Source organism: Acinetobacter halotolerans (genome assembly GCF_004208515.1).
Lineage (GTDB): Bacteria > Pseudomonadota > Gammaproteobacteria > Pseudomonadales > Moraxellaceae > Acinetobacter > Acinetobacter halotolerans.
This window is the reverse complement of sequence record NZ_SGIM01000004.1, coordinates 24,784-49,567: the sequence shown is the minus strand read 5'-3', so window position 1 is coordinate 49,567 and position 24,784 is coordinate 24,784. Positions and strand designations below refer to the sequence as shown.

Genomic DNA, 24,784 nt, shown 5'->3' with positions numbered 1-24,784 from the left:
AGAATTTTGGTGGAGATGGCGGGAGTTGAACCCGCGTCCGCCAGCACTACACTCGAGAATACTACATGCTTAGATATCGTCTACTATTTTAACTCTTTGTGACCCGACGAACAGGGTACAAATCGCGATCCTCTTAGTTTGGTATAAAGCCCCGAGGCTTGGCTCTATACGGACTTGTGTGCGTGCGCTACAGTCGGGTTCACTAACCACAAGTATTCAGTGAAGCGGACAAGCTGCCCTTAGGCAGCTAGAGCGTAAGTTTCGTCGTTTGCGACTAAAAAATGCAAATTTGATTTACGAGAGAAAATGCGCTCTCGGCATGCATCTATAAGTTTCATCACCAGCGTCGAAGCCAGAAACATCCCCATAGTTGAACGCACATCATAGCATAACTAAAATAAAATACTGCGCATTTTATCAACAGTCCGCCATTGTTGGGCATATTTATATAATTGAGTAGCTTTTGTTTTTTTCAAGGCCTGCATAAAAATAAGCTGCCAAAAATGACAGCTTTTTAAGTTTAGTCTACAAAGCGCCATTGCCTAAAACAATGCCTTCACGGCGTGGATCTGCCCCGCCAGCATATTTGCTTTGCTTATCAATTTTGACTTTCATAATCGTTGAAATACCACTCGTTTGCGCAGTATTAGCAACACTATGCCCTTTTGCTTTTAAACCCTCGATCAGTTCAATCAAAGAGAGCTGGTCATTCGAGCTGTCAATATTGGTATTTGGACTATTGGTTGCACCAAAGTTCAGCAAAGAAGTTGCTTGTTGAGCATTTAAGTTCCAGTCCAGCGCAGCAACCAAAGTTTTAACCACATATTGAATGATGGTTCCGCCTCCAGGTGAGCCCGTTGCCATATAAAACTCATCTGGCGAGGTACCCTTAAAGACTAAAGTGGGTGCCATCGTACTACGAGGACGTTTACCCCCTTCCACACGGTTGGCAACCAGTGCCCCTGTGCTGTCATAAGGATTAGCACTAAAGTCAGTCAACTGATTCGACAGTAAGAAACCATCCACCATGTGAAAAGACCCCATACTCGATTCAACAGTCGATGTCATTGAAACCACATTGCCATAAGCATCTACGATAGTGAACTGAGTTGTACCATGCTCAACAGTGTTATCGACACCCAAAGCTGAATTGAAATCACCTGCCTGTGCCCCCCCCATACTCTGGTTTGGGTTAATCAATGCGGCACGTTGTTTTAAGTAGTTTTTATCAAGCAAACTTGCAATACCACGTGCAGGTAAAGGCACAAAATCAGTGTCTGCTACATATTTGTCACGGTCGGCATAAGCCAAACGCTCTGCCTCAGACACCAAATGCACGCCCATTACATCTGGTACTCCACCTTCATTTTCTGGGTTTTTAGGGGGGTATTGGGCCATATCAAAGCTTTCTAAAATACCCAGCGTTTGAGCAACAGCTATACCACCCGAAGATGGAGGTGGCATAGTACAAATATAGTAACGGTCACGATAGGTCGTACAAACGGGATTGCGTTTTTTAACTTGATAATCGGATAAATCCTGTAAAGTCATCAAGCTTGGTGTCATTGGTGTACGCGCTGGATCATCTCCCACCATCTGCCCAGCCTTTTCAACAATATTTCTAGCAATCGGACCACTATACATTGCCCCAGCCCCTTGCTTTGCAAGTGCTTCTAGCGTTTTTGCATAGTCCTGATTGGTCATGCTTTCACCTACTTTTCTAGGTGTACCATCAGGATAAAAATAGGTCTTCATCGCATTTGCATCAAGCGCTAGATTGCTGGCATTACTTTCAATAGCACTGGCCAAACGCCCCGGAATACGAAAGCCATGGTCAGCCAAATGAATCGCTTCATCAAAAAGCTGGTTCCATTTAAGTTTGCCATGTTCTTGCTGAGCCTGCTCCAACAAACGCATGACACCCGGCACACCTATAGAGCGTCCACTACGACGAGCACTTGGTACAGGTGCAGGTGAGTTTGGATCATCTATATTTTGACGAATTAAATAATATTCATTGGCTGCGGCAGGTGCTGTTTCCCGACCATCATAGGCGGTTACGGTTTTCGTCTTGGCATCGTAGTACATCATAAAACCACTACCAGCAATGGTACTTGATTGCGGCTCAACTAAACCCAGTACAGCTTGTACGGCAACAGCAGCATCAACTGCACTGCCGCCAGCTTTTAAAATATCACAGCCTGCTTTTACCGCGAGTGGGGTATTTGCCACCACCATATATTTATCTGCATATTTTACGGTATGACCTAACTTATAACCCGATGCAGCTTCAGGAGCTGATGGATCACCATTTTGGTTAGATCCAACCACGACACTTGAACCATCTTGCGCCAATTTGCTACAACTGGTCGGGTCATTATCTACAATTAAATGCGACTGCGGTGGCTGACCAATATTTGAATCATCTTTGGACTGATCTGATGAGGAATCACTTCCACACCCTTGTAATAAACCGACTGCTAATAAGCTACTGAAAAGAAATGTATATCTTTTATTCACGTGATCACTCCACTATTTATGCCTACCTATCCATGCAATTGCTATGCAAGCTTCTTTGTTCTCAGGTATTGAGATTTTTTAATATTTGATAAAATTAAAGTTTTAATAATATTGAATGAGTTAGGTTTATTCCCAGTACCTAATAATATTCCTCCTTGTTTTCTCTAGCTTAATTTTTAACTGATCTGCCCGATTCTAGCATGCCGTATTTTGATAAATACAAACATAATCTGCCATTTCCAAACTCAACCAGTACTTAAAAAACAAGCCCAAAACCATCATCTAAAAGTGTTTTTTATGATTAGTGAGAAGGCATACCATCCACGCTACCTTTTGGTTTAGGGCTCATCCAAATCAGGATACTGGCAAATACAAACACCATCGCCATAATCATAAAGACATGATTGGCAGAAATCGTAATGGCTTCTTTGTCCACTAAATTTGCGATCAAACCTAAGGTCGCATCCGAAGAAAATCCATTTTGGATTAACGCATTCTGTATTTCTTGTGGGTGTAAGCCATTGACCATTTCACTTCGTGCCACTTTGGCGTGATCATCCCAAATCGTGACCGCAATAGAGGCACCTATTGCTCCAGCCATCGTCCTCAAGAAATTCATTAACCCTGCGGCAGACGCCATTTCTTGTGGCAATACCGAACCCATCGCAATATTGGACAGTGGAATAAAGAAGAAAGGGACTGCAAAGCCTTGCAAAATTTGTGGCCAAGCCAATGCCATAAAATCAGCATCCGTGACCCAAAATGCCCGCATCATCGTCACCACGCCAAGTAAAGCCAAACCAAAACTGGCTAATGCTCGCGGGTCGTATTTAGTGGAAAGTTTTGCCACAATCGGTGACATGGTCAAACTACCAAAACCCATGGTTGCCGTGAGATACCCAGCCCATGTTGCGGTATAACCCAAGTTGATTTGCAGCCATTGCGGGATTAAAACAATACTGCCAAAGAATGATCCGAAACCAAAAGCCAATGCAAGTACTGAAACGCTAAAACCACGATGTCGGAACACGTATAAATTCACCACAGGATACTTTTCCGTAAGCTCCCAAATCATAAATACAATAAAGCCGATGATAGCGACCAAAGCGAGCATAATAATACTGCTGCTATTAAACCAATCTCTTTCGTGACCCAAATCGAGCATCAATTGCAGCGCACCAATCCATAGCACCAGCAAACCAAGACCAATCGCATCTATACGCAATTTTTCAGTTTTGGTTTCAGCCACAGATAACAACCGCACCGCAGCTAAAGCACAAAAAATCCCCACGGGAATATTGATAAAGAAAATCCAATGCCACGACAAATTATCACTAATCAAACCACCCAAAATGGGTCCAAGGATCGGTCCAATGACAGTGGTCATTGCCCATAGTCCCATCGCTTGTGCGTGTTTTTCAGGTGGGAAAATGCGCATTAATAAGGTTTGGCTCAATGGCATGAGTGGTCCACCACATAATCCTTGACCAATACGAAAAAATACCAGCATTTCCAATGAAGTCGCTAAACCACACAGGAATGAAAAAATTGTAAAACCAATCAGCCCAAACACAAATACTCGAACTGTTCCAAAACGTCCAGCTAGCCAACCTGTGAGTGGTACACAAATCGCTTCAGCAACGGCGTAGGAGGTAATAACCCAAGTGCCTTGCGAACTGGAAACGGCTAAGTTCCCCGTAATATGTGGCACTGAAACATTGGCAATGGTGGTATCGAGTACCACCATAAAATTTGAGAGTGCGATGACAAAAGCAGCAAGCAGTAATCGCCCACCACTCAGTTCAGCGAAAGGATTCTCAGTTTTCATAGCAATTACTTCGATGCGAGATCAATATTCACTTGCATCGACAGCCCAACCCGCAATGGATGCTCTGCAAGTTCTTTAGGATCAAGCGTAATTCGCACAGGTAAACGCTGTACGACCTTGATCCAATTCCCTGTCGCATTTTGTGCGGGAATCAAAGCGAATGCTGAACCTGTACCCCCAGAGAAACCTTGTACTACACCGTGATAAACCACGTCATCACCATATAAATCAGCGCTTAAAGTGACTTTTTGCTCTGTTTTTACTTTAGCGAGTTGGCTTTCTTTAAAATTGGCGTCGACATATAACGCAGAAATTGGAACAACCGACATCATCACTGTGCCTGGTGCAACACGTTGTCCAATTTGAATATTTCGGCGCGCCACCACACCATCAACAGGTGCACGAATCACGGTACGCTCCAAATCCAGTGTTGCTTGATCGAGGTGTGCTTTTGCCACTAAAACGTCAGGCGTTGAAGCTTCGTTGACACCCTGAATCAATGCTTCATTGGCCGCGAGCGTACTTTCAGCAGCTTTACGACTTGAGGTTGCTTGAGCTAAACCTGCCTGAGCTAAATCCAAACTGGCTTTAGCCGTCGAAACTGCACTTTGTGCTTTGCTGAGTTCTTCTTTGGATATCGCCCCTGAAACAGCAAGCTCATTACGTCGTTTCAGCTCCAATACAGCACGATCAAAATCCGCTTGAGCTTTATTAACTTGGGCTTGCGCACTGATAATTTCATCATTGTGTACCCCAACTTGAGAGTTCAAAGAACTACTGTTGGCTTGGCTTTGTTTATATTGACGTTGTGCTTTTGCAAGCTCGGCTTGCGCCTGAGCCAATTGAATCTTGGCGTCACGTTCATCAATCCGAACCAACACATCACCCTGTTTCACTTGTTGGGTATCTTTCACCAATACTTCAGCCACTTGCCCACTGACCATTGAAGTAATCTGAGCAGTTTCTGCACCGACATAAGCATTATCTGTGCTGACGGAATGATTGAAAAATAGCGCCCAAATCGCATACAAAATTGCGGCAAGAATCAGAATGAGCGCAAAAAATCCAAGAAACTTTTTACGTTTTGCTTTCATCGCATCATCTAATGCCGAGTCTGAAACCATATTCTGTGAATTTGCTGGGGCGTCAGTCATAGGTTATTCCTGAAAATTAAAACGACTTTTTAACTTTTGGTTTAATCAGCCGACCAGCTTAATTTTGAAAACTTAACTGAATATTAAAATTTAAAAGCTAAAGACAAACAAAGGGCTATAATTATTCTGACCATCAGAATTGCTATACCTAAAAAACAAGATTCATCAGGTTTATGATTATGATTATTTTTTGATATGGATTATAAAAATAAAAAAAGCGTCCAAAGACGCTTTAGTATTCAGGAGATGACTAAAATGCATAAGATGCAATTGCGGTTGCAATCGGTTTTTCTTCATCATTGACCATGGTCATGCGCATGGTACAGCCCTTGCGCCCTAAACGTAATGTTTCTGCACGTGCGATGAAGAATTTCCCCCGCCCCGGTGCTAAATAATCAACACGCATATCGACCGTCGCTAAGCGAGAGACTTTTTTAATGGTATCTGGTAAATCTTCAGGGTTTGCACGACGATAAAGTTGTTCCATCGCCACCACACCACCAATACTATCCAGCATTGTTGCAGCAACACCACCATGCAAAATTTGGAAAGCGACATTACCAATCAGTTCAGATTGCATGTCGATATAACCCTCGATTTGATCATCCACCACTCGCATGACCATGCCACAGTGCTTAAAAAATGGTGAAGAATTAAATGCTTTACAAAGCTGTTTTAATACCACGCCATGATCGGCTTTAGCACCTAACTGAATATTACCTGTCCAGTTTTTCTTTACATCATTCATACGCTGTCTAAATCCAAAGGAACGATAAACATCCCATTATTTTGTACAAATCTAAAATTATGGGGCTACAATAGCGAGGATATTTAATTGACCTAAGCCGCTAAGTTCTCCCCTAGCGTGACTTAAAAAGATTCAATTACTCCTATAGTGTAATACTGAACATCGAGATTGTTATGACTTATACGTTCAATCGTCCAGCTTTTCCTGCGACTCGCATGCGCCGTATCCGTAAAAATGACCAACTTCGTGCCATGGTCAGTGAAACACAACTCACAGCTAATCATTTGATTTATCCAGTATTTGTATTACCTGGACAGCAACAAACTCAAGACATCCCAAGTATGCCAAATGTGCAACGCTTATCTGCTGATTTATTACTCAAAAAAGCTGAAAGCTTGTTGGAACTGGGTGTATCAAAACTTGCATTATTTCCAGTTACCCCACAACAAGATAAAAGTCTGACGGCTGAAGCCGCTTGGGATGAAAATGGTTTAGTACAAACCACGTGTCGTTTATTAAAAAAAGAATTACCAGAAATGGTTTTAATTACAGACGGCGCACTTGATCCATATACCACGCATGGTCAAGACGGGATTATTGATGAGACAGGTTATGTCTTGAATGATGAAACAGTTGAATGCTTGGTTAAACAAGCCTTAAGCCATGCAGCAGCAGGTGCTGATGTAGTTGCCCCAAGTGACATGATGGATGGTCGTATTGGTGCGATTCGCCAAGCGCTTGAACAAAATGGTTTTATTTATACCAACATCATGGCTTATTCAGCGAAATACGCATCTAGCTTCTATGGTCCATTCCGTGATGCAGTTGGCTCAGCAAGCAACTTAAAAGGCGGCAATAAATATAATTACCAAATGGACATCGGCAACCGTGCCGAAGCGTTGCATGAAATCGCATTGGATCTTCAAGAAGGCGCAGACATGGTGATAGTCAAACCGGGTATGCCTTATCTCGACATCGTCCGTGAGGTAAAAGACACCTTTGGCGTACCGACCTTCATCTATCAGGTGAGTGGTGAATACGCCATGCTTGCAGGCGCGATTCAAAATGGTTGGTTATCTGACAGTGTGATTTTAGAATCATTGATGTGCTGTCGCCGTGCAGGTGCAGATGGTATCTGGACTTATTTTGCAGAAGAAGCAGCGCGCAAACTGAAAGAGATGAAATAGAACTCCACTTATGCATATTGCCATCATTGGTGCAGGGATTAGCGGCTTAATGACTGCACTTGAGCTTGCTGAACAAGGCTGCTCAGTCGATATTTTTGATCAACAACAAGCTGGTCAAGCCGCTTCGTGGGCGGGTGGCGGTATCCTCTCCCCGATGTACCCTTGGCGATATGCACCTGAAGTGAATCAACTCGCCAAATATGGCAAATCCCTATATCAAAGGTGGAATGAAAAACTATACCCCATCACAGGCATTGATTTTCAAATTCACGATACAGGTATGCTGATTTTTGATAAGGGTGACTTCCAAGTAGGCTTGGAATATGCTGAAAAATATCATGAGCCGATGCAACGTTGTGAATACTTAACAGGCGATGACATTCAACAGGTAAATCAGCATATCTCTGCGGACTTCGAACAAGCAATCTATTTCCCAGAGCTTTCAAATGTCCGTAATCCTCGTTTACTCCAATCACTGATCAGCTATTTAAAACAACACCCTTCAGTCCGTTTTTTTGAATACTGCCCGATTGAAAAACTCATTATTAAAAATAAAAAAGTGCATGGCTTACAGGCGGAAGATGGGCAACAATATTTTGCCGATCAAGTGGTACTCGCGTCTGGAGCATGGAGTCAACACTGGGTTGAACAAATACAACGAAACATTCCTGTTCATCCCGTTCAAGGTCAGATGCTACTGTTTAAAACCCCTGAAAACTGGCTCCCCACCATGTGTATGAATCGTGTGATGTATCTGATTCCACGTCAAGATGGTCATATCGTTTGTGGTTCGAGTATGTCGGAGTGTGGATTTAGCACTGCCGTTGATCAACAAACACAACAGGACATTTTAACGGCTTGTTTGGAGATGATTCCTGAGTTGGAACAGTTCCCAATTGTAAAACGTTGGGCAGGCTTACGCCCTAGTTCGCCACACGGTATTCCTTATATTGGTGCAATGCCTGAAATAGAAAATCTATGGGCAAACTTTGGACATTTCCGTAATGGGCTATGTATGGGTGCTGGATCGGCTCAACTTCTACGCCAGTTGATATTAGGACAAGAAACTTTTGTCAATCCAACAGCTTATTCACCTCAACGATTGCAGCGCTTGGCCTTAGTCACGCCTTAGAATTTGTTGTAATGCAGACTCAAGATCGGGAAAACTAAATTCAAACCCATGCGCTAATAAGGCACTTGGTTGTACATATTGCCCATTTAAAATCAATTGCGACTGTTCACCTAAGCCCCATTCAAAGATACATTTTGGCATCCGCATAAATGGTTTACGCTTTAAAACGTTGGCTGCAATACGAGCAAAACGCTGTTGATTAGATTGTTCAGGAGCAACAAGATTATAAACCTTTTGCGAGCTTTCCAAGGTCAACAAAAACAACATGGCGCGCAGCACATCCTGAATATGAATCCATACTACGGGTTGTAATCCTGTACCAATTTTACTGACCATATTCAATTTAATAGGTAAGAGCATCTGCGGCAAGATTCCACCATCACCCGCAAAAACCACACCTAAACGAATGATCTTGGTATTTTGATTAGAAAATTTTAATGCCGCCTGTTCCCAGGCTTGGCATAGTTCTGACATAAAAATATCGTGTGGAGGCGAATTTTCATCGCACACTGTCGCCCATTGTTCAGTCGGATCAATCCCATAATAACCAATCGCTGAACCTGAAATAATACATTTAGGATAAATCTGTTTACGCTCTAACCATTCATAGAGCTTTTCTGTCGTACTGACACGGCTTTCTATGAGTTGCCTTTTCCGTTGTTCGCTCCAGCGTTTCTGCCCAATATTTTCACCAGCGAGATTAATCACATAGTCTATTTCAGAGTGCTGAACCTGTTCTAAATCAGTCACCCAAGTTAAATGAGGATATTGAGAACGCTTTTGTTTTTGTCGAGTTAAGGCAATGACTTGATATTGTTGTTCTAACAGAAACGGTAAAAGATGAGAGCCGATGAAACCACTCGCACCAGTTACCAGTACAGTCAATTTTTGCATGATGCTACCTATCAAAAATGATATGTATAAGTAGCTATAACAGAATAAAAATGAATTACAAGATGACTTTGAAACTATCCAAACATCTTATGTGCCATTCGCTGTGCCTGCTTGCCATAAAACCAATAAGTAATTAAGAATAATGGAATCGCCAGCATCAACCACATCGCGAGTACAGTCAGCAAGAATTTAGGTTGTTGCAAATATAAGAGGAAGTTCTGCCAAACTTCAGGATCTTTACGAGCAAAGATAAATAGCCCCAACAATAAGCCCAATACATTATATCCCCAGAAAATCAGGGTAAAGGCGAGTGTTAAACGTTTTTTCTCTTGGATACTGGGTGCACGTTGTTGCTGTTTTAAAAATTTGAATAATACAAAGATGATCGCAATCAGATAAGGAAGTGCAGTGAGGATACCGCCAATACTATTTGGTAAAATCGCAGCCAGCACACCAGCCAATAAAGTCGAAATGAGACAAATGATAAAAAACCATAAATAATACAAACGCAATGAAATCATAAACATATACCCAATTAGATCGACCTTAATCAATGATTATAGATTTTTTTCACTTTTTTTTCATTTTTATGTCAACCAATCTACATCTAGTCACGTTATATAGAGTACAAGGTCGCAGCAACCGAAGGTACATTGCACGGCATCCGCAACGTTTTCGGTGACCTTTCATTATGACTTTTTCTCTTCGGAATTGGTTTTGTTAGCAGCCAAAACTTATGATGAAGATTTGACCGACGATTTACCATCACTCGAATCGTCGGTTTTTATTTGCCTAAAATTTGTGTTTTAACACGGTATCGGCAACGTACATTTTAATCAACTCCCCTTCATCATCCTCGACTAAGGTTAGAAACTCCCAACCACACTTTTCATAAAAACCACTCAGATCTGTTACCAAGTAAAGCTTTTCAAACCCGAAAACACTTACATCTACTCTTGCGAAGTCTAATAACTGTCTCGCAATGTTTTGGTTGCGATAAGGCACTTCCACAAATAAAGCACACAAATTTGGTGTTAAATCTTTTCGCTCATGAAAATCATTTTCAATGATGCCAGCGCCAGCAATAATCTGTTGCTCATCATTTAAAACAACATACCACTGCGGAATACCATTTTTATTTGCAATCGATGTTTGTATGCTGTCACGATAAGCTTCAACTGGAATTTCCCATTTATCGGAAAACCATAATGCCGCTCGTTCTACAAGGTGTGGTGTATTCGCTAATTTGATGACATTCATTCATTTTCAATACGTTTATCTCAACATCATTAAACTAATAAAATTTACTTTTCCAATCAAGGAATGTATTCCGACAAAGCATAATTACATAAATCTTTATGTCTATATCACCCAATATATTTAGAATAATTTAAAGACAATAAAGACAAAGGAATAAATAGATGAACGCTATTATTTATTTTGAAATCCAATCTTCAAATCCACAACGAGATACGGCTTTTTATACGTCGGCTTTTGGTTGGACATTTGAAAAAGTCGAAGATTTACCGATTGAATATTATCGTATAGAAACGGAAGGTATTCACGGTGGTTTATTACAGCGTCCTGTTGCAACCCCACCGACTGAGTGCGGTACCAATGCTTTTACCTGCACCATCGAGGTTGCAAACTTCGATGAAACAGCAGCTAAAATCTTGAGCCTAGGCGGTATCGTCGCCATGGATAAATTTGCGATTCCAAACCGGTGTTGGCAAGGCTATTTTCTCGATTTAGATAATAATGTTTTTGGGATTTGTGAAATGGATGAGAATGCACAGTAACTTATTTCCAATTAAGGCGATGCCCGACCAAAACGCGAACTGAATGCTTTAACCGACAATTGATAATTACTCGAATTGTCGGGTTGTTTTTATCGACCTGTAAATTGTGGTGGACGTTTTTCTAGCATGGCACGTATACCCTCTTGTGCGTCCTGCGATACAAAGAGTGGCATGAGATAGCTATTCATTTTTTCAAATGCAAATGTCTGTCCTTGAGTTACTGCATCCGTTGCCGAGGCTAATAATGCTTGTACCGCAAGCGGTGCTGAAGTACAAATTTCTTTGGCAATTTCGATTGCCCGTTCAAGCTGTTTACCTTGTTCAACGATTTCAGAAATAAGATTGAGTTCATTCGCTGTTGTGCTATTAAAAGTCTTGCCTGTCAATAAATATGGCATGGCTTTTTGCCAACCCGCTGCCTGCACAAAGCGTACGGTTGCCCCACCAAAAGGCATGATACCTCGCTGTACTTCGAGCTGACCAAATACAGTATCATCACTGGCAATCACCACATCAGCATTAAGCATCAACTCCACCCCTGCGGTATAGCAGATTCCTTGTACCGCAACGATCAAGGGTTTGGTTCTGTGCCGACCGCCAACGCCCCAAGGATTAATTTGATTTTCATCAAAATTGAAAATTCCCTCTGAAATTTTGGACTGCAATTCAACAAGATCCAAACCTGCGGTAAAGTGATCACCATGGGCAAAAATCACGGCGCAACGTAATTCAGGATCATCTTCATATTCAGTTAAAGCATGAGATAAATCTGAAATCATATGACTATCAAATGCATTACGTTTAGGAACTCGGTCTAACCCAATCAACATGATATGGCCAATCTTTTCGCGGCTCACTTTACCTAAGCTCATTTTATAATTCCTCTTTTATTAAATAGACATCTTTCATACACCCCTTGCGGAACTTCAATCGTTTCTCATTCTCTCGGTGAGGGAAATACAAAGAAGGTACGAATAATGAAAGTGTCGAATCATCATCTAAATACCAAACTAGAGGATCGGTTAAAGACAATCAATGATCATCTTGTACAGTATTTTTTCCTCAATATTTGGCGATTGCAGATGATATTTTTGCAGTGATCAATCCAAGTTCATAAGTACGAAACCACTGTAAAAATTTTTTTGACTTTGTGTTTTGTATTTTTTGTTGATTTGTACTATCTGGTTTTTGACGATAGTATGTTCAATATGAACAAAATTATGTCGACCCAAGCACATTCCTATTCATACCGATTCAAACGAAATATCATTTATCAATGATGTTATATAAACCCTCGATCGACCTAGAAATTAAAGAAAAATATCGAATTAGCAAGGTTTTATATGACATTTACTGAAACGAAAGGTTTTTTTAGAACCGCAATTTTATTTCCTGTATTTATCCCAACCATCATCGTCATTGTGTTGGTTCTTCTCGGTACCATCAGCAATCCAGAATTAGCAGGGCAGTTTTTCTCTCAAGTTCTCAATTATGTGACCAACACCTTTGGTTGGTTTTACATGCTCGCAGTCGCCGCATTTCTCATTTTTATTGTCGGGATTGCGATGAGTAACTGGGGAAATATCAAATTAGGCCCAGATCATGCTGAACCTGAGTATAGTTTCTTGTCGTGGTTTGCCATGCTCTTTTCAGCTGGTTACGGCATCGCATTACTCTTTTTTGGCGTTGCAGAGCCCGTTTTACATTTTAGTGCCCCGCCTCAAGGTGCTCCCGGAACGATTGAAGCTGCAAAACAAGCGATGCAGATTTCATATTTCCACTGGGGATTTCATATCTGGGCTATCTATGGTGTGGTCGGGTTGTCACTCGCTTATTTTACTTTTCGACATGGGCTACCACTTGCCATGCGCTCCACACTGTTCCCATTTATTGGAAATAGAATAAATGGCTGGATGGGACATACTGTTGATACTTTTGCAGTTTTAGGGACCTTATTTGGTATTGCAACCACGCTAGGGTTATCTGTCACTCAGATCAATACAGGTGTAAATTACTTATTCCCCTCTATTCCCGTCAGTATCCCTGTACAAATTGCGACCATTTTAATTATTACCTTATTAGCCACATTTTCAGTCGTCGCAGGCATGGATAAAGGTATCAAACGGCTATCGGTCATCAATATTGGGCTCGCAGTTGCACTGATGCTTTTTGTGTTTATCGTCGGACCAACCTTATTTATTTTACAAACCTTTGTAGAAAATACAGGAAGTTATCTCAGCAACCTCGTCGAGAGAACTTTTAGTTTACAAGCCTATACAGCAAATGACTGGATTGGTAACTGGACATTATTCATCTTTGGATGGACGATTTCTTGGGCACCATTTGTGGGGATCTTTATTGCGAAAATTAGTCGCGGGCGAACCATTCGACAGTTCATCGTGGGTATCATGCTCATTCCGACCATTTTTACTTTTTTATGGTTCTCTGTGTTCGGGGATACAGCACTACATTTAATTTTAGTCGAAGGTTACCAGTCTCTCGTTCAAGATGTGCAGCAGGACAAAGCCATTGCATTGTTTAAGTTATATGAGCACTTACCACTCACCTCGTTGTTGTCCTTTTTAAGTGTAATCCTCATTATTACTTTTTTCGTCACCTCTGCAGATTCTGGATCATTGGTTATTGATTCATTGACCTCAGGTGGCGTCACAGATACCCCGATATGGCAGCGTGTATTTTGGACCACAACACAAGGTCTCATTGCTTCTGGCTTATTACTTGCAGGTGGACTTTCAGCCCTACAAACTGCATCCATCGTGAGTGCATTACCTTTCACCATTATTATGTTAATCGCCATCATTGGGTTGTGCAAAGCATTGGCGATCGAACAACATCGAAATGCCAGCTTGACCCATCATCAACCCTCACAACATAACGCACAAAAAAATGATGACACTCAAACATTAATAGAAAGGCGTCTCAACTATTTAGTGGCCTTTCCTACCCAAGAACAAGTCAGAGAGTTTATTGCATCTACCGCGTATCAAAGTATTGAGGCAGTTAAACAAGGCTTTCAAGAAAAAGATTGGCCATTTGAAGTGACCTATGATGAGATAAATTCTCGGGTACAGCTTAAATTATCTGAACCCAATAATGTCGAGTTTATCTACGAAATACGAATGTGTGAATACAGCACGCCAAGCTATATGAAAGAGTTGAAGCGTAAGGAATATGCTGACCAAGAAAAATATTATAGAGCAGAAGTTTTCTTACTTCGTGGAGGTCGAGCTTATGATGTATACGGCTTCGATCAAAGCTCACTCATCAATGATATTTTAAATCAGTTTGAAAAATACCTTCACTTCTTACATATTTCGCCTAAAACATTACCATGGAAAATGGAGAATGACTTTCATCATTAATCCATAACGCCATAGCGAGATTATAAGTTCAGCAAAGCATTTCGATGCTTTGCTGAACGATCTTCAATCAATTTAAGCGTACTTGTTGCATTCAAATAACGCCATTCCATTTTCTAGCTGTAAATTATGCTACCTTATTCCTATTCAAAACTGGGACTTTCCATTTCATGACTGTGCGTTTTTTTCATACTTCCGATTGGCATTTGGGGCAGTTTTTTTATAACCATTCCCGCCATTACGAACATGAACAGTTTTTGACATGGTTACTCGAACAAATCAAGGTAAAACAACCACATGCTTTGCTGATCGCAGGTGACATTTTTGATGTGATCAATCCAAGCTCACAAGCACAAAAACAACTCTATCAATTCCTAGCCGATGCTCATGAGATTGCTCCACACATGCAAACCTTGATGATCGCAGGTAATCACGATTCAGGTTATCGCATCGAACAAGTAGAACCCCTTTTAGAAAAATACAATGCCAAAACAGTCGGTGTGATTCGTTGGAATGATGACCGAACACTTGATCTAGAACGCTTAATATTACCGATCTATGATGAACACAAACAGATTGTGGCATGGTGCATTGCCATGCCATTTTTACGATCAGCTGAAATTACAGGTTTTAATGAACACACCACGGAAAGCCAAAGTGCGATTGCCTATTTACATCAACAATTGATCGCTGAGGCAAAACGCAGAAAAACCGATGATCAAGCCCTCATCCTGATGTCCCATGCACATATGCAAGGCGGCGAAACTTCAGATTCAGAACGACCAATTATCATTGGTAATGAAGAAGCACTTTCCACCACGCTATTTGATGATGTGATTGATTATGTGGCTTTGGGTCATCTACATAAACCACAAAAAGTACAACACCCGCATATTCGTTACAGTGGGTCACCTATTCCACTGTCATTTAGTGAAATCAACTATAAACACCAAGTGGTTGAGGTCACCATTGATCCAGCAAAAGACCAAAATAAATTTGAATTTGAAGCCATCGCTATCCCACGATCCATTCAACTTCACAAAATTAAAGGTGAACTCACTGAAGTGATGCAACGCCTAAAAAGTTTAGCGAACGAAGTGATCCAGAATATTGATCATCGAGAATATGTCGATATTGAATATCACACGGCGACCCCTCCACAACCCAATCTTAGACAACAATTTGAAGATGCCTTACCCAAAGATCGCTATCGTTTAGTACGAATTTCAAGACAATACCTATCCAATGAAAATAATGCTGAGATGAAGAAAAGTATTAGCCTTGAACCACCGACGCCTGAAAAACTATTTCAGCAAATTTGGCAAAAAAAAGGTTATAGCGTTGATGATGACGTCAGCAAAGACTTCCTAAGCTTGGTTGCCGAAGCACAAAAACAACTTGAAGATGATCACCGTAACTAAAGAGCCGCCATGAAAATTTTATCGATCCGACTTAAAAATTTGGCATCTCTAGCAGGTGAACATTTTATTGATTTTGAAACCCAGCCTTTAGCCAATGCTGGGTTGATTGCGATTATTGGAAAAACTGGCGCAGGTAAATCCACTATTTTAGATGCCATGTGTCTTGCGCTATTTAATAAAATTCCAAGACTTAAAGACAGTGATGGCAAACTCTTGGATGTGGACGGTTCAGAATTACTCACTAATTCTCCTCTCACAGTGTTACGGCGAGGTACTGGTCATGGTTTTGCTGAACTGTGTTTTGTGGCGCAAGATCAAAAACATTATTTAGCCCGTTGGGAAATTAAACGCGCGCGTGAAAATGCCAATGGTAAATTACAAAGCGTACAGCGCTCGCTGAAATGCCTCACCGATGGTGTGGTCATTGCCGATAAAACCAAAGCCGTAGAAAATCATATTCAGCAAATCACGCAACTCAGTTTTGAACAATTCACTCGTGCGGTGCTTTTGGCACAATCAGAAGTGACTGCATTTCTCAAAGCCCGTGATAATGAACGTGGTGAATTATTAGAATATCTGACCAATTCCAGTATTTTTGCGAAGATTGGTCAATTGGCATTTGAAAAGACGAAAGAAATTAGCAATCAACGTAAACAACTGGAAAATGTGTTAGGTCATATTGAAATCCGTTCGGATGAGGAAATTGCTGAGCTAAAAAATAAATTTCAACAAGTTCAACAACAAGTTCAACAATTTGAAAATGAAAAAAATCAACTTAAACAACAACAGCAATGGTTTGAACAAAAACATAAGCTGGAAAGTGAGATTGTCTTAAAACAGCAGTATCACGACACTCAACTCAAAACCCATGAAAATTTAGCGGCTGACCGTCAACGCCTGCTACAACTTGATACTTTCTCTGCTATACGACCAGTGGTCTTTCAACAACAGCAAATTCAAAAAAATCAACAGCAGCTCGAACCTCAGATTCAGCAAAAACAAAATAGTTTCGCTGCTTTAACCACACAATTCGAGCAAGAGAAAACGCTTTATACCCAAGCAGAAACGGCATTAAATCAATTTCTAAATTTTGAACAAAAGCACCACAAAGAACTTGCCGATTTAAGAACATATTTGCAAAAACGCGAACATATTAAAGACGACTATAACAAAACCAAAAATCGATTAACCCAAATTGAAAGTCAGCAACAGCCTTTACAAACCCAGCAGCAGCAATTTGAGCTAAGCATTCAAAAGCTCGTGGAACAACAAAAAATATGCGCTGAGCAATGCCAACAAAGCATTCAATTTTCTCCTTTAGATAAAGGTTTAAATGCGCATATCCAACAACTCAAACAATTTATCCAACAATACCAAAAAGCTGAAAATGCTTTAGGTAATATTCAACACGCCCAAGCCAAACTCGATCAAAATCAAATGAGGCTAAATGATTTAGTTCAACAATTTGGAACAGCGCAGCAGATCGATACTCAGCTTGAGCAAAAACAGAAATTAAGAGAACAACAACAGAATCGACTAAATCAACTCGATATTATTCAGCAAAAACTTCAGCACTATTTTGAATTAAAAAATGAAGTCTTGTCTTTGCAAAGCAAATTCGAGACGGTACAACAGCAATCTCAACAGCTTGAACAGAATAAGAAAAAAACTGAGCAAGATTATCAATCTGCAAAAAATGAACGTGAAAAATTACAAGATATCTTGCAGCAACAACGTTTATTACATGCAGAAAATATTGAACATTTACGCGCTCAACTGAAACAAGGTGAAGCCTGTGTAGTCTGCGGTAGTACCGAACACCCCTACCGTGCTGATGCCAGTCAGATTTCTAAAGCGTTGTATGAACTTCAACAGCAGCAAGAACAACAAGCCATTCAGCAGGAACAGCAGTGTTTCCAACTTTGGCAAACCGCCCAGCAACAATTGACTCAGATTCAGACTGAACAAGTACAATTACAAAACGCTTTGCAACAGATCAGTGAAAAATTAAAGATTCAGAATCATCAATTACAGCAGCTTATAGTGCAATCCGAAATTCAACTGGATTTCAATTTGGCTCAGCATGAAATCACAGCATCGCTGCAACTTTTAGTCACCCAATCAACGCAATCTAAACAACAGATTGAAATAGATCTACAACGACTCAGCCAAGCCCATAAAGATCAATACAACCTAACGCAGACCATTCAAAATACACGTCATCAACTTGAAACAGCACAACAGTTACAACAACACATTCAGCATATCGTTGACTGCCTGAATCCCGATGAGAAAATATCATGGTCTGCGCAAACCTTGTCATTTTCACAGCAAATTTTGCAGTGTTTGCAGCAGCGTAATCAGCAACTTGATCAAGCAGAAAGTCTCATCAAGCAAATGGAGCATGCGGATCAACAATTGAACTTATTAAAATCGAATTTGGCTGGACTAACCGCACATCACTCCGATTTAAAACAACAATTAAAAGATATCGAAGCCAACGGTAAACAAAATACTGAAGCAGCCAATCAACTCATCGTTATCATGACGGGTTCAACTGAATTCAAAGCCAATGAATGGTTAACTCAACATGATCAACAACGTCAGCAATTGCAGCGTCAATATCAGCAAGTGAAGCAAAGTTTTGAGCAATCCCGTCAAAACTTTGAACAGCAAAAAAATGAATTGGAACAACTTAAAGCGCAACAGCAGCAGAATCATCATTCGCTTGAGCAATGTAAAGCTGAAGTAGCGACATGGCTGACTCAACACGAACATTTTACTGAAGGCCAACTTAGCGAGTTACTTGCAATTTCATCCATCCAAGAACAGCAGATTCGTTTAGCCATACAAAATGCAGATCGTCTCTTGAGTGAAGCTGACTACGCACTTAAAACAATCCAAGAACAACGAAATGCACATCTACAACAGCAGCCGAATATTCAAGCTAAACAACTGACTGAATTAATGGATGGCAATCAAAAAAATTTACAGCAAGTGACAGATCAACGAGATCAAATCAGAGTTCAACTAGAATTACATCAACAAAACCTCGCCAAACAAAGACAGTTTGCTGATCAAATTCAACAAATCCAGCAGCAAGAACACCGCTGGAGTAAGATTTCCAGTCTCATCGGAGATTCAAAAGGCAAAGATTTCCGTGATTTAGCCCAACAGTACAATCTCGACATTTTGCTTGAATATGCCAATCAACAACTGGCGATGCTGTCTCAGCGCTACACCTTAAAACGTTTGGATAATTCGCTGAGTCTTGCGATTATTGACCATGATATGGATGGTGAAACCCGTTCAGTTGCTTCGCTGTCTGGTGGTGAATCTTTCCTCACTGCCCTCGCAATTTCATTGGCGATTGCCAATATGGCATCAGGTTCGATGAAAATCGAATCACTGTTTATTGATGAGGGCTTTGGCACCTTGGATGCTTCTTCTTTGCATATGGTGATGAATGCACTAGATCAGTTACAGAGCCAAGGGCGTAAAGTCATTTTAATTTCACACATTCAGGAAATGCATGAACGAATTCCTGTTCAGATTCAGGTACAACCCATTGGTTCAGGTTCAAGTCGGATTGAAGTGGTGGGGTGAAAATAACAACCTTAATGGAAATTAAAGAAATGCAACAAAATAACTTATTCAAATTAATATCTATCTTTAAACGTATGTCTGATCAAGAACTTACTGAATATGTTTGTTTACACAACTTAGAAACGGAATTATATGCTGTACTATGCGCAAATTTTTTTAATCCGTCTTCCTCAAATGAAGATCATACTTATTTCAAAAAATTGACAATAGAATTATTACTTGAAGAATCTCCTCTCACCCGTTGTAAGTGGTTTTCTTCAATTAAACAAGCGATTGATCAACATGATTTAGAATTTAGCTAGTTACAATTTCTGAGTAAAATTATGAGTTAACTAATTTTATGATGGTTGAATTATCCTGTAAAACAAACCGAATGAATATCAATAAAGCTGTTATTTTCGATCTTGATCAAACTTTACTCGATAGAACAACATCTCTGATCAATTTTTTAACTTGGCAAACGAATTACTTTCGATTAGTTCCTAATCAAATCAAACAACAATTTATCCAACGCTTTCTTGATATGGACGATAATGGCAAAGTTTGGAAAGATGTTGTTTATGAGAACTTAACTCAAGAGTTTATGATCAAACATATTTCTAAAGAGCAACTATTAGAAAGTTATATCAATGATTTCAATAAATTTTCATGTTGTTTCAGAAATGTTGAAGAAACGATTCTTGATCTTAAACAAAAAGGTTATTTAATTGGATTAGTCTCTAACGGGAAAACACCATTTCAAGAACATAATTTCTATGCTTTAGGTCTAACTGAATTCTTCTCAAGTATCATCGTTTCTGAGGCTGTAGGACTTCGAAAACCAGATCCCACAATTTTTCTACTATCTTGCAAGCAGCTTGGTGTTCATCCACAAGACTGTATCTTTGTCGGAGATAATGAATTAGCAGACATACAAGGCGCAAAGGCTGTCGGAATGAAAACTATTTTCTTTCATCCCAATTCAGAAGTTAAATCAATAATTTCTGACGCTAACCTACATGATTACGAAAATTTCAGTGAGATTTTAGAGCATTTAAAATTGTGATTGCACTCAACTCTTACTTGAATAATCTCTCGCCCCAAACAACGCAGTCCCAACTCTCACCATAGTTGAACCCGCAGCAATCGCAGCATCCAAATCGGCAGACATCCCCATACTCAATGTATCCCAATCTTGAGGTTGTGCATGTAATGATTTCACTTGATCAAATAAAGTTTTAGCATCAGCAAAGGCAGCGACGTTATCAGGTGCAGGAATCACCATCAAACCACGTAAGCGCAGATTTGGCAGTTGGCTGATTTGCTGAACCAACTCCGCCACTTCATCAGGTTGACAACCGTCTTTAGAGTCTTGTCCGTCAATATTCACTTGAAGACAAATATTCAATTGCATTTGGGCCTCTAAGCGCTGATTGGATAATCGTTCAGCAATAATCAAACGATCTACCCCATGCACCCAATCAAATTTTTCCGCTAACTGTTTGGTTTTATTGCGTTGTACATGACCAATAAAATGCCATTCGATCTCTAAATCTTTTAGCTCATCTATTTTTTCTAAAGCTTCCTGCAAATAATTTTCGCCAAAACAACGTTGTCCAGCCGCGTACATTTCTTGGAGACTGCTACTCGGATGCGTTTTGGAGACAGCCAATAATTGTACAGATGCTGCCGTTCGATTAACTCGCTGACAAGCCTGTTCGATTTGGCTTAATACTTGTTGGCGCTGCTGTTGGAGTAAATTCATTGACACAGTTCTCATTCACGACATCTTTTTTTGCATAACCACAATCAGAAGTCTTGGTAAGCTTCAGGGAAAGTCTTATATTATTCTACAAAATAATGAATTACTTTTTTAATTGTTTCGGGGAAATTATGGATATCACAGAATTACTCGCCTTTTCAGTAAAAAATGGTGCATCGGATTTGCACCTTTCGGCGGGCATGCCACCGATGATTCGTGTAGATGGTGAGGTTCGCCGAATTAATCTACCCGCTCTAGAGCACAAAGATGTCCATCGTCTCGTTTATGACATCATGAATGACAAACAACGTCGTGATTTTGAAGAAGACCTTGAAACCGACTTTTCATTTGAAGTCCCAAATATTGCCCGTTTCCGTGTGAACGCATTTAACCAAAACCGTGGTGCTGGTGCTGTCTTCCGTACCATTCCATCTAAAGTTTTGACCATGGAAGACTTAGGTTTAGGTACGATTTTTAAGCAAATCTGCGATTATCCACGTGGTATCGTATTGGTTACAGGGCCAACAGGTTCGGGTAAATCCACCACCCTTGCGGCGATGATTGACTATATCAATGAAAATCGTTATGACCATATCTTAACGGTTGAAGACCCAATCGAATTTGTACATCAGTCTAAAAAATGTCTGATCAACCAACGTGAAGTGCATCGTGACACCCATGGTTTTAATGAAGCATTGCGCTCAGCACTACGTGAAGACCCTGATATTATTCTAGTCGGTGAGATGCGTGACTTAGAAACCATTCGTCTTGCGTTAACCGCAGCGGAAACAGGTCACTTGGTCTTTGGTACGCTGCATACTACCTCAGCAGCCAAAACCATTGACCGTGTGATCGACGTCTTCCCTGCTGAAGAAAAAGATATGGTCCGTGCGATGTTATCAGAATCATTACAAGCGGTGATTTCCCAAACCTTATTGAAAAAGAACGGCGGGGGTCGTGTAGCAGCACATGAAATCATGATCGGGATTCCTGCGATTCGTAACCTTGTTCGTGAAAACAAAGTCGCGCAAATGTACTCAGCGATTCAAACAGGCGCCAACTACGGCATGACTACACTCGATCAGAGTCTTAAAACGCTGGTTTCTAAAGGTCTGATTAGCCCTCAAACGGCACGTACAGTCGCCAAACAACCGGAATCATTCCTATAAAAAATACAAAAGGATTAGAGAAATCTCATGGACTTTAATGACTTGCTCAATTTGATGATTCAACAAAATGCATCTGACTTATTTGTCACTGATGATGTTGAACCATCGATGAAAATTAACGGACAAATTATCCCTGTAGCCAAAACAAAATTATCAGGTGAAATCGTCGGTCAGTTACTGCACTCAATTATGAGTGATAAACAACGTAAAGAATTTGCGGAAACACGTGAATGCAACTTTGCGATTATGAACCGTGAAAAAACCGCACGTTTCCGTGTTAGTGCATTTCAACAACGTGATATGCCAGGAATGGTGTTACGTCGAATTGAAACCGTCATTCCAACGATGGATGAGCTAAAACTTCCAACCGTACTTAAAGATCTTGCCATGACCAAGCGCGGCATTATTATCTTTGTTGGTGCTACGGGAACCGGTAAATCAACCTCTCTGGCTTCGATGATTGGTTTCCGTAACCAAAACTCAAAAGGTCATATTATTACCATCGAGGACCCGATTGAATTTGTACATCAGCATGCGGGCTGTATCGTGACGCAACGTGAAGTCGGGATTGATACTGACTCATTTGAAGTTGCTTTAAAAAATACGCTACGTCAGGCACCTGATGTTATTTTGATTGGTGAGATTCGCTCTCGCGAGACCATGGACTATGCAATTGCTTTCGCAGAAACAGGTCACCTGGTTCTAGCAACCCTACACGCCAACAATGCCAACCAAGCACTTGACCGTATTATTCACTTTTTTGAAGCAGATCGTCATACGCAACTATATATGGATTTGTCACTGAATTTAAAAGCGATGGTTGCTCAGCAATTGATTCCAACACCAGATGGCAATTCACGGCGTGCCGCAATTGAAATTCTAATCAATACACCATTATTAGCTGATTATATCCGTAAAGGTGAGATTCATGAGATCAAAGATCTGATGAAACGTTCACGTGAACTTGGCATGCAAACCTTTGACCAAGCCTTATTCGACCTCTATAAATCAGGTGAAATTACCTATAAAGATGCACTTAAACATGCAGACTCACCAAATGATTTACGCCTCACCATTAAACTTTCAGAAGAAGGTGCGGATCAACTCTTAAATGCGAGTCGCAATATTACCTTTGATGGGCAATAGTGTTGTGAAGCCCATGAAAAAAGGAAGGTTTTTGTAACCTTCCTTTTTTTAATTGTTCATTTTTAGTGAAGTCATCGATTTTAACTGAATCAAACTTATTTTTTACGATAAGCCTCTTGGCATTCAGTATCTTTACAATAACCATAAAGATTCAAAGAGTGACCAGTTAAAGCGAAACCATGCTTTTCTGCAACCAAATGCTGCTCTTTTTCAATAATATCATTAGTAAATTCAATTACTTTATTACAATTCAAGCAAACTAAATGATCGTGATGCTCTTCTTGCATGATTTCAAAAACTGAATGATTATTTTCAAAATGATGGCGCTGAATGATACCTGCAGCTTCAAATTGTGTTAACACACGGTAAACTGTCGCTAAGCCTACATCTTCACCTTGTTCAAGCAAAGTTTTATAAATATCTTCCGCACTTAAATGGTGTTGTTTTGAATTTTCTAATAATTCCAAAATCTTAATACGAGGAAGGGTAACTTTAAGTCCAGCTTTGCGTAAGTCTTGATTGGAAATAGGCATGAAAAAAGGTCTCTCAACAAATCTTAAGTTGGAATAGGAAATAGAGTTTAGATGCAGTATGATCTATCCTCGGATCAAATGCATCATCATTTATCAGGATAGTGTAGCAAAATGCAAAAAATCATGCTGGCGTTATTCGTCACTTCAGTACTAAGCGGTTGTTCTGTCTTTGGTGTTTATAAAGTCGACATTCCACAAGGAACGCCCTTAACCAAGGCACAAGCATCTCAGGTACAAGTCGGCATGAGTTTCCAGCAAGTCCGTTTCTTGCTAGGAAGCCCGACTGTTTCAGATCCACTGAATCCTCAACGTTGGGACTATATCTACAACTATATCCCAGGCACTTATGCAAAAAAAGCGAAAATACCTGCAGCACATGGCCAACATCTAAAAATTTACTTTGATGCAACTGGAAATGTAGAGCGTATCGAAGGTTTAGATACGATTCCAGAATCACAGCCTGGCTTACCAGCATCAAAAGAAGCGATTTTAACTGCACCACCACTATAATCGCTTTGCTATAAAA

The 24,784-nt window shown here is 40.4% G+C and carries 21 protein-coding genes and 1 other RNA gene; 11 read left to right on the top strand and 11 right to left on the bottom strand.

Going from position 1 to position 24,784, the window contains the following annotated elements; translation table 11 throughout:
• Positions 1–7 precede the first annotated feature (7 nt).
• The 5 genes from ssrA to EXE30_RS06330 all read right to left on the bottom strand — a co-directional run bounded on the left by ssrA (position 8) and on the right by EXE30_RS06330 (position 6,250).
• Positions 8–366: a transfer-messenger RNA gene (gene ssrA, locus EXE30_RS06350) on the bottom strand.
• Positions 367–525: 159 nt separating this feature from the next.
• The gene (ggt, locus tag EXE30_RS06345; protein WP_130161682.1) at positions 526–2,520 is read right to left on the bottom strand and encodes a gamma-glutamyltransferase; all 1,995 of its coding nucleotides are present in this window, start codon (positions 2,518–2,520) and stop codon (positions 526–528) included.
• 301 nt (positions 2,521–2,821) lie between these two features.
• A complete protein-coding gene (locus EXE30_RS06340) occupies positions 2,822–4,348 on the bottom strand; it encodes a DHA2 family efflux MFS transporter permease subunit (protein ID WP_130161681.1) in 1,527 nt (508 codons plus the stop codon).
• 5 nt (positions 4,349–4,353) lie between these two features.
• Positions 4,354–5,502 carry an HlyD family efflux transporter periplasmic adaptor subunit gene (locus tag EXE30_RS06335; protein ID WP_130161680.1) on the bottom strand — a complete coding sequence of 383 codons (1,149 nt, stop codon included), beginning with the start codon at positions 5,500–5,502 and terminating at the stop codon, positions 4,354–4,356.
• 250 nt (positions 5,503–5,752) lie between these two features.
• A complete protein-coding gene (locus EXE30_RS06330) occupies positions 5,753–6,250 on the bottom strand; it encodes a thioesterase family protein (protein ID WP_004670177.1) in 498 nt (165 codons plus the stop codon).
• A gap of 173 nt (positions 6,251–6,423) precedes the next feature.
• On the opposite strand from EXE30_RS06330, the gene hemB reads away from it, so the two are divergent.
• Both hemB and thiO read left to right on the top strand, forming a co-directional pair.
• Positions 6,424–7,437: a porphobilinogen synthase gene (gene hemB, locus EXE30_RS06325; protein ID WP_004670174.1), complete on the top strand. Its 1,014-nt coding sequence runs from the start codon at positions 6,424–6,426 to the stop codon at positions 7,435–7,437.
• A gap of 10 nt (positions 7,438–7,447) precedes the next feature.
• Positions 7,448–8,569: a glycine oxidase ThiO gene (gene thiO, locus EXE30_RS06320; RefSeq protein WP_130161679.1), complete on the top strand. Its 1,122-nt coding sequence runs from the start codon at positions 7,448–7,450 to the stop codon at positions 8,567–8,569.
• On the opposite strand, the gene EXE30_RS06315 is transcribed toward thiO, so the two are convergent.
• From EXE30_RS06315 to EXE30_RS06305, 3 genes are all read right to left on the bottom strand, one after another.
• Positions 8,555–9,463 (bottom strand): TIGR01777 family oxidoreductase, encoded by a 909-nt coding sequence (locus EXE30_RS06315; RefSeq protein WP_130161678.1) that lies wholly within the window; start codon positions 9,461–9,463, stop codon positions 8,555–8,557. The genes thiO and EXE30_RS06315 overlap by 15 nt on opposite strands.
• A gap of 74 nt (positions 9,464–9,537) precedes the next feature.
• The gene (locus EXE30_RS06310; RefSeq protein ID WP_121930736.1) at positions 9,538–9,984 is read right to left on the bottom strand and encodes an ABZJ_00895 family protein; all 447 of its coding nucleotides are present in this window, start codon (positions 9,982–9,984) and stop codon (positions 9,538–9,540) included.
• Positions 9,985–10,255: 271 nt separating this feature from the next.
• The gene (locus tag EXE30_RS06305) at positions 10,256–10,723 is read right to left on the bottom strand and encodes a GNAT family N-acetyltransferase (protein WP_130161677.1); all 468 of its coding nucleotides are present in this window, start codon (positions 10,721–10,723) and stop codon (positions 10,256–10,258) included.
• A 161-nt stretch (positions 10,724–10,884) separates the two neighbouring features.
• Here EXE30_RS06305 and EXE30_RS06300 point away from each other — a divergent pair, with 161 nt between their 5' ends.
• Entirely contained in the window at positions 10,885–11,262 is a 378-nt protein-coding gene (locus tag EXE30_RS06300) for a VOC family protein (protein ID WP_130161676.1), read from the top strand.
• Positions 11,263–11,351: 89 nt separating this feature from the next.
• Here EXE30_RS06300 and EXE30_RS06295 read toward each other — a convergent pair whose 3' ends face one another.
• Positions 11,352–12,134 (bottom strand): crotonase/enoyl-CoA hydratase family protein, encoded by a 783-nt coding sequence (locus EXE30_RS06295; protein WP_130161675.1) that lies wholly within the window; start codon positions 12,132–12,134, stop codon positions 11,352–11,354.
• A 471-nt stretch (positions 12,135–12,605) separates the two neighbouring features.
• Between EXE30_RS06295 and EXE30_RS06290 the strand changes: the two genes are divergently transcribed.
• The 5 genes from EXE30_RS06290 to EXE30_RS06270 all read left to right on the top strand — a co-directional run bounded on the left by EXE30_RS06290 (position 12,606) and on the right by EXE30_RS06270 (position 20,714).
• A complete protein-coding gene (locus tag EXE30_RS06290) occupies positions 12,606–14,645 on the top strand; it encodes a BCCT family transporter (RefSeq protein ID WP_130161674.1) in 2,040 nt (679 codons plus the stop codon).
• 167 nt (positions 14,646–14,812) lie between these two features.
• Positions 14,813–16,063: an exonuclease SbcCD subunit D gene (locus EXE30_RS06285; RefSeq protein ID WP_130161673.1), complete on the top strand. Its 1,251-nt coding sequence runs from the start codon at positions 14,813–14,815 to the stop codon at positions 16,061–16,063.
• Between the two features lie 9 nt (positions 16,064–16,072).
• Positions 16,073–19,669: an AAA family ATPase gene (locus tag EXE30_RS06280; protein ID WP_130161672.1), complete on the top strand. Its 3,597-nt coding sequence runs from the start codon at positions 16,073–16,075 to the stop codon at positions 19,667–19,669.
• 29 nt (positions 19,670–19,698) lie between these two features.
• Positions 19,699–19,971 carry a hypothetical protein gene (locus EXE30_RS06275; RefSeq protein WP_026070408.1) on the top strand — a complete coding sequence of 91 codons (273 nt, stop codon included), beginning with the start codon at positions 19,699–19,701 and terminating at the stop codon, positions 19,969–19,971.
• A 71-nt stretch (positions 19,972–20,042) separates the two neighbouring features.
• Positions 20,043–20,714, top strand: coding sequence for an HAD family hydrolase (locus EXE30_RS06270; RefSeq protein WP_008940858.1), 672 nt, complete (start codon positions 20,043–20,045; stop codon positions 20,712–20,714).
• 6 nt (positions 20,715–20,720) lie between these two features.
• On the opposite strand, the gene EXE30_RS06265 is transcribed toward EXE30_RS06270, so the two are convergent.
• A complete protein-coding gene (locus EXE30_RS06265; protein WP_130161671.1) occupies positions 20,721–21,413 on the bottom strand; it encodes a YggS family pyridoxal phosphate-dependent enzyme in 693 nt (230 codons plus the stop codon).
• Between the two features lie 128 nt (positions 21,414–21,541).
• Here EXE30_RS06265 and EXE30_RS06260 point away from each other — a divergent pair, with 128 nt between their 5' ends.
• Positions 21,542–22,579: a type IV pilus twitching motility protein PilT gene (locus EXE30_RS06260; RefSeq protein ID WP_130161670.1), complete on the top strand. Its 1,038-nt coding sequence runs from the start codon at positions 21,542–21,544 to the stop codon at positions 22,577–22,579.
• Between the two features lie 27 nt (positions 22,580–22,606).
• Complete coding sequence (locus EXE30_RS06255) at positions 22,607–23,725, top strand: PilT/PilU family type 4a pilus ATPase (protein WP_130161669.1); 1,119 nt, start codon at positions 22,607–22,609, stop codon at positions 23,723–23,725.
• A 95-nt stretch (positions 23,726–23,820) separates the two neighbouring features.
• On the opposite strand, the gene fur is transcribed toward EXE30_RS06255, so the two are convergent.
• Positions 23,821–24,258, bottom strand: a complete 438-nt coding sequence (gene fur / locus EXE30_RS06250) for a ferric iron uptake transcriptional regulator (protein WP_130161668.1) — start codon at positions 24,256–24,258, stop codon at positions 23,821–23,823.
• A 111-nt stretch (positions 24,259–24,369) separates the two neighbouring features.
• Between fur and EXE30_RS06245 the strand changes: the two genes are divergently transcribed.
• A complete protein-coding gene (locus EXE30_RS06245) occupies positions 24,370–24,768 on the top strand; it encodes an outer membrane protein assembly factor BamE (RefSeq protein ID WP_004670150.1) in 399 nt (132 codons plus the stop codon).
• The last annotated feature ends 16 nt before the right edge of the window (positions 24,769–24,784 follow it).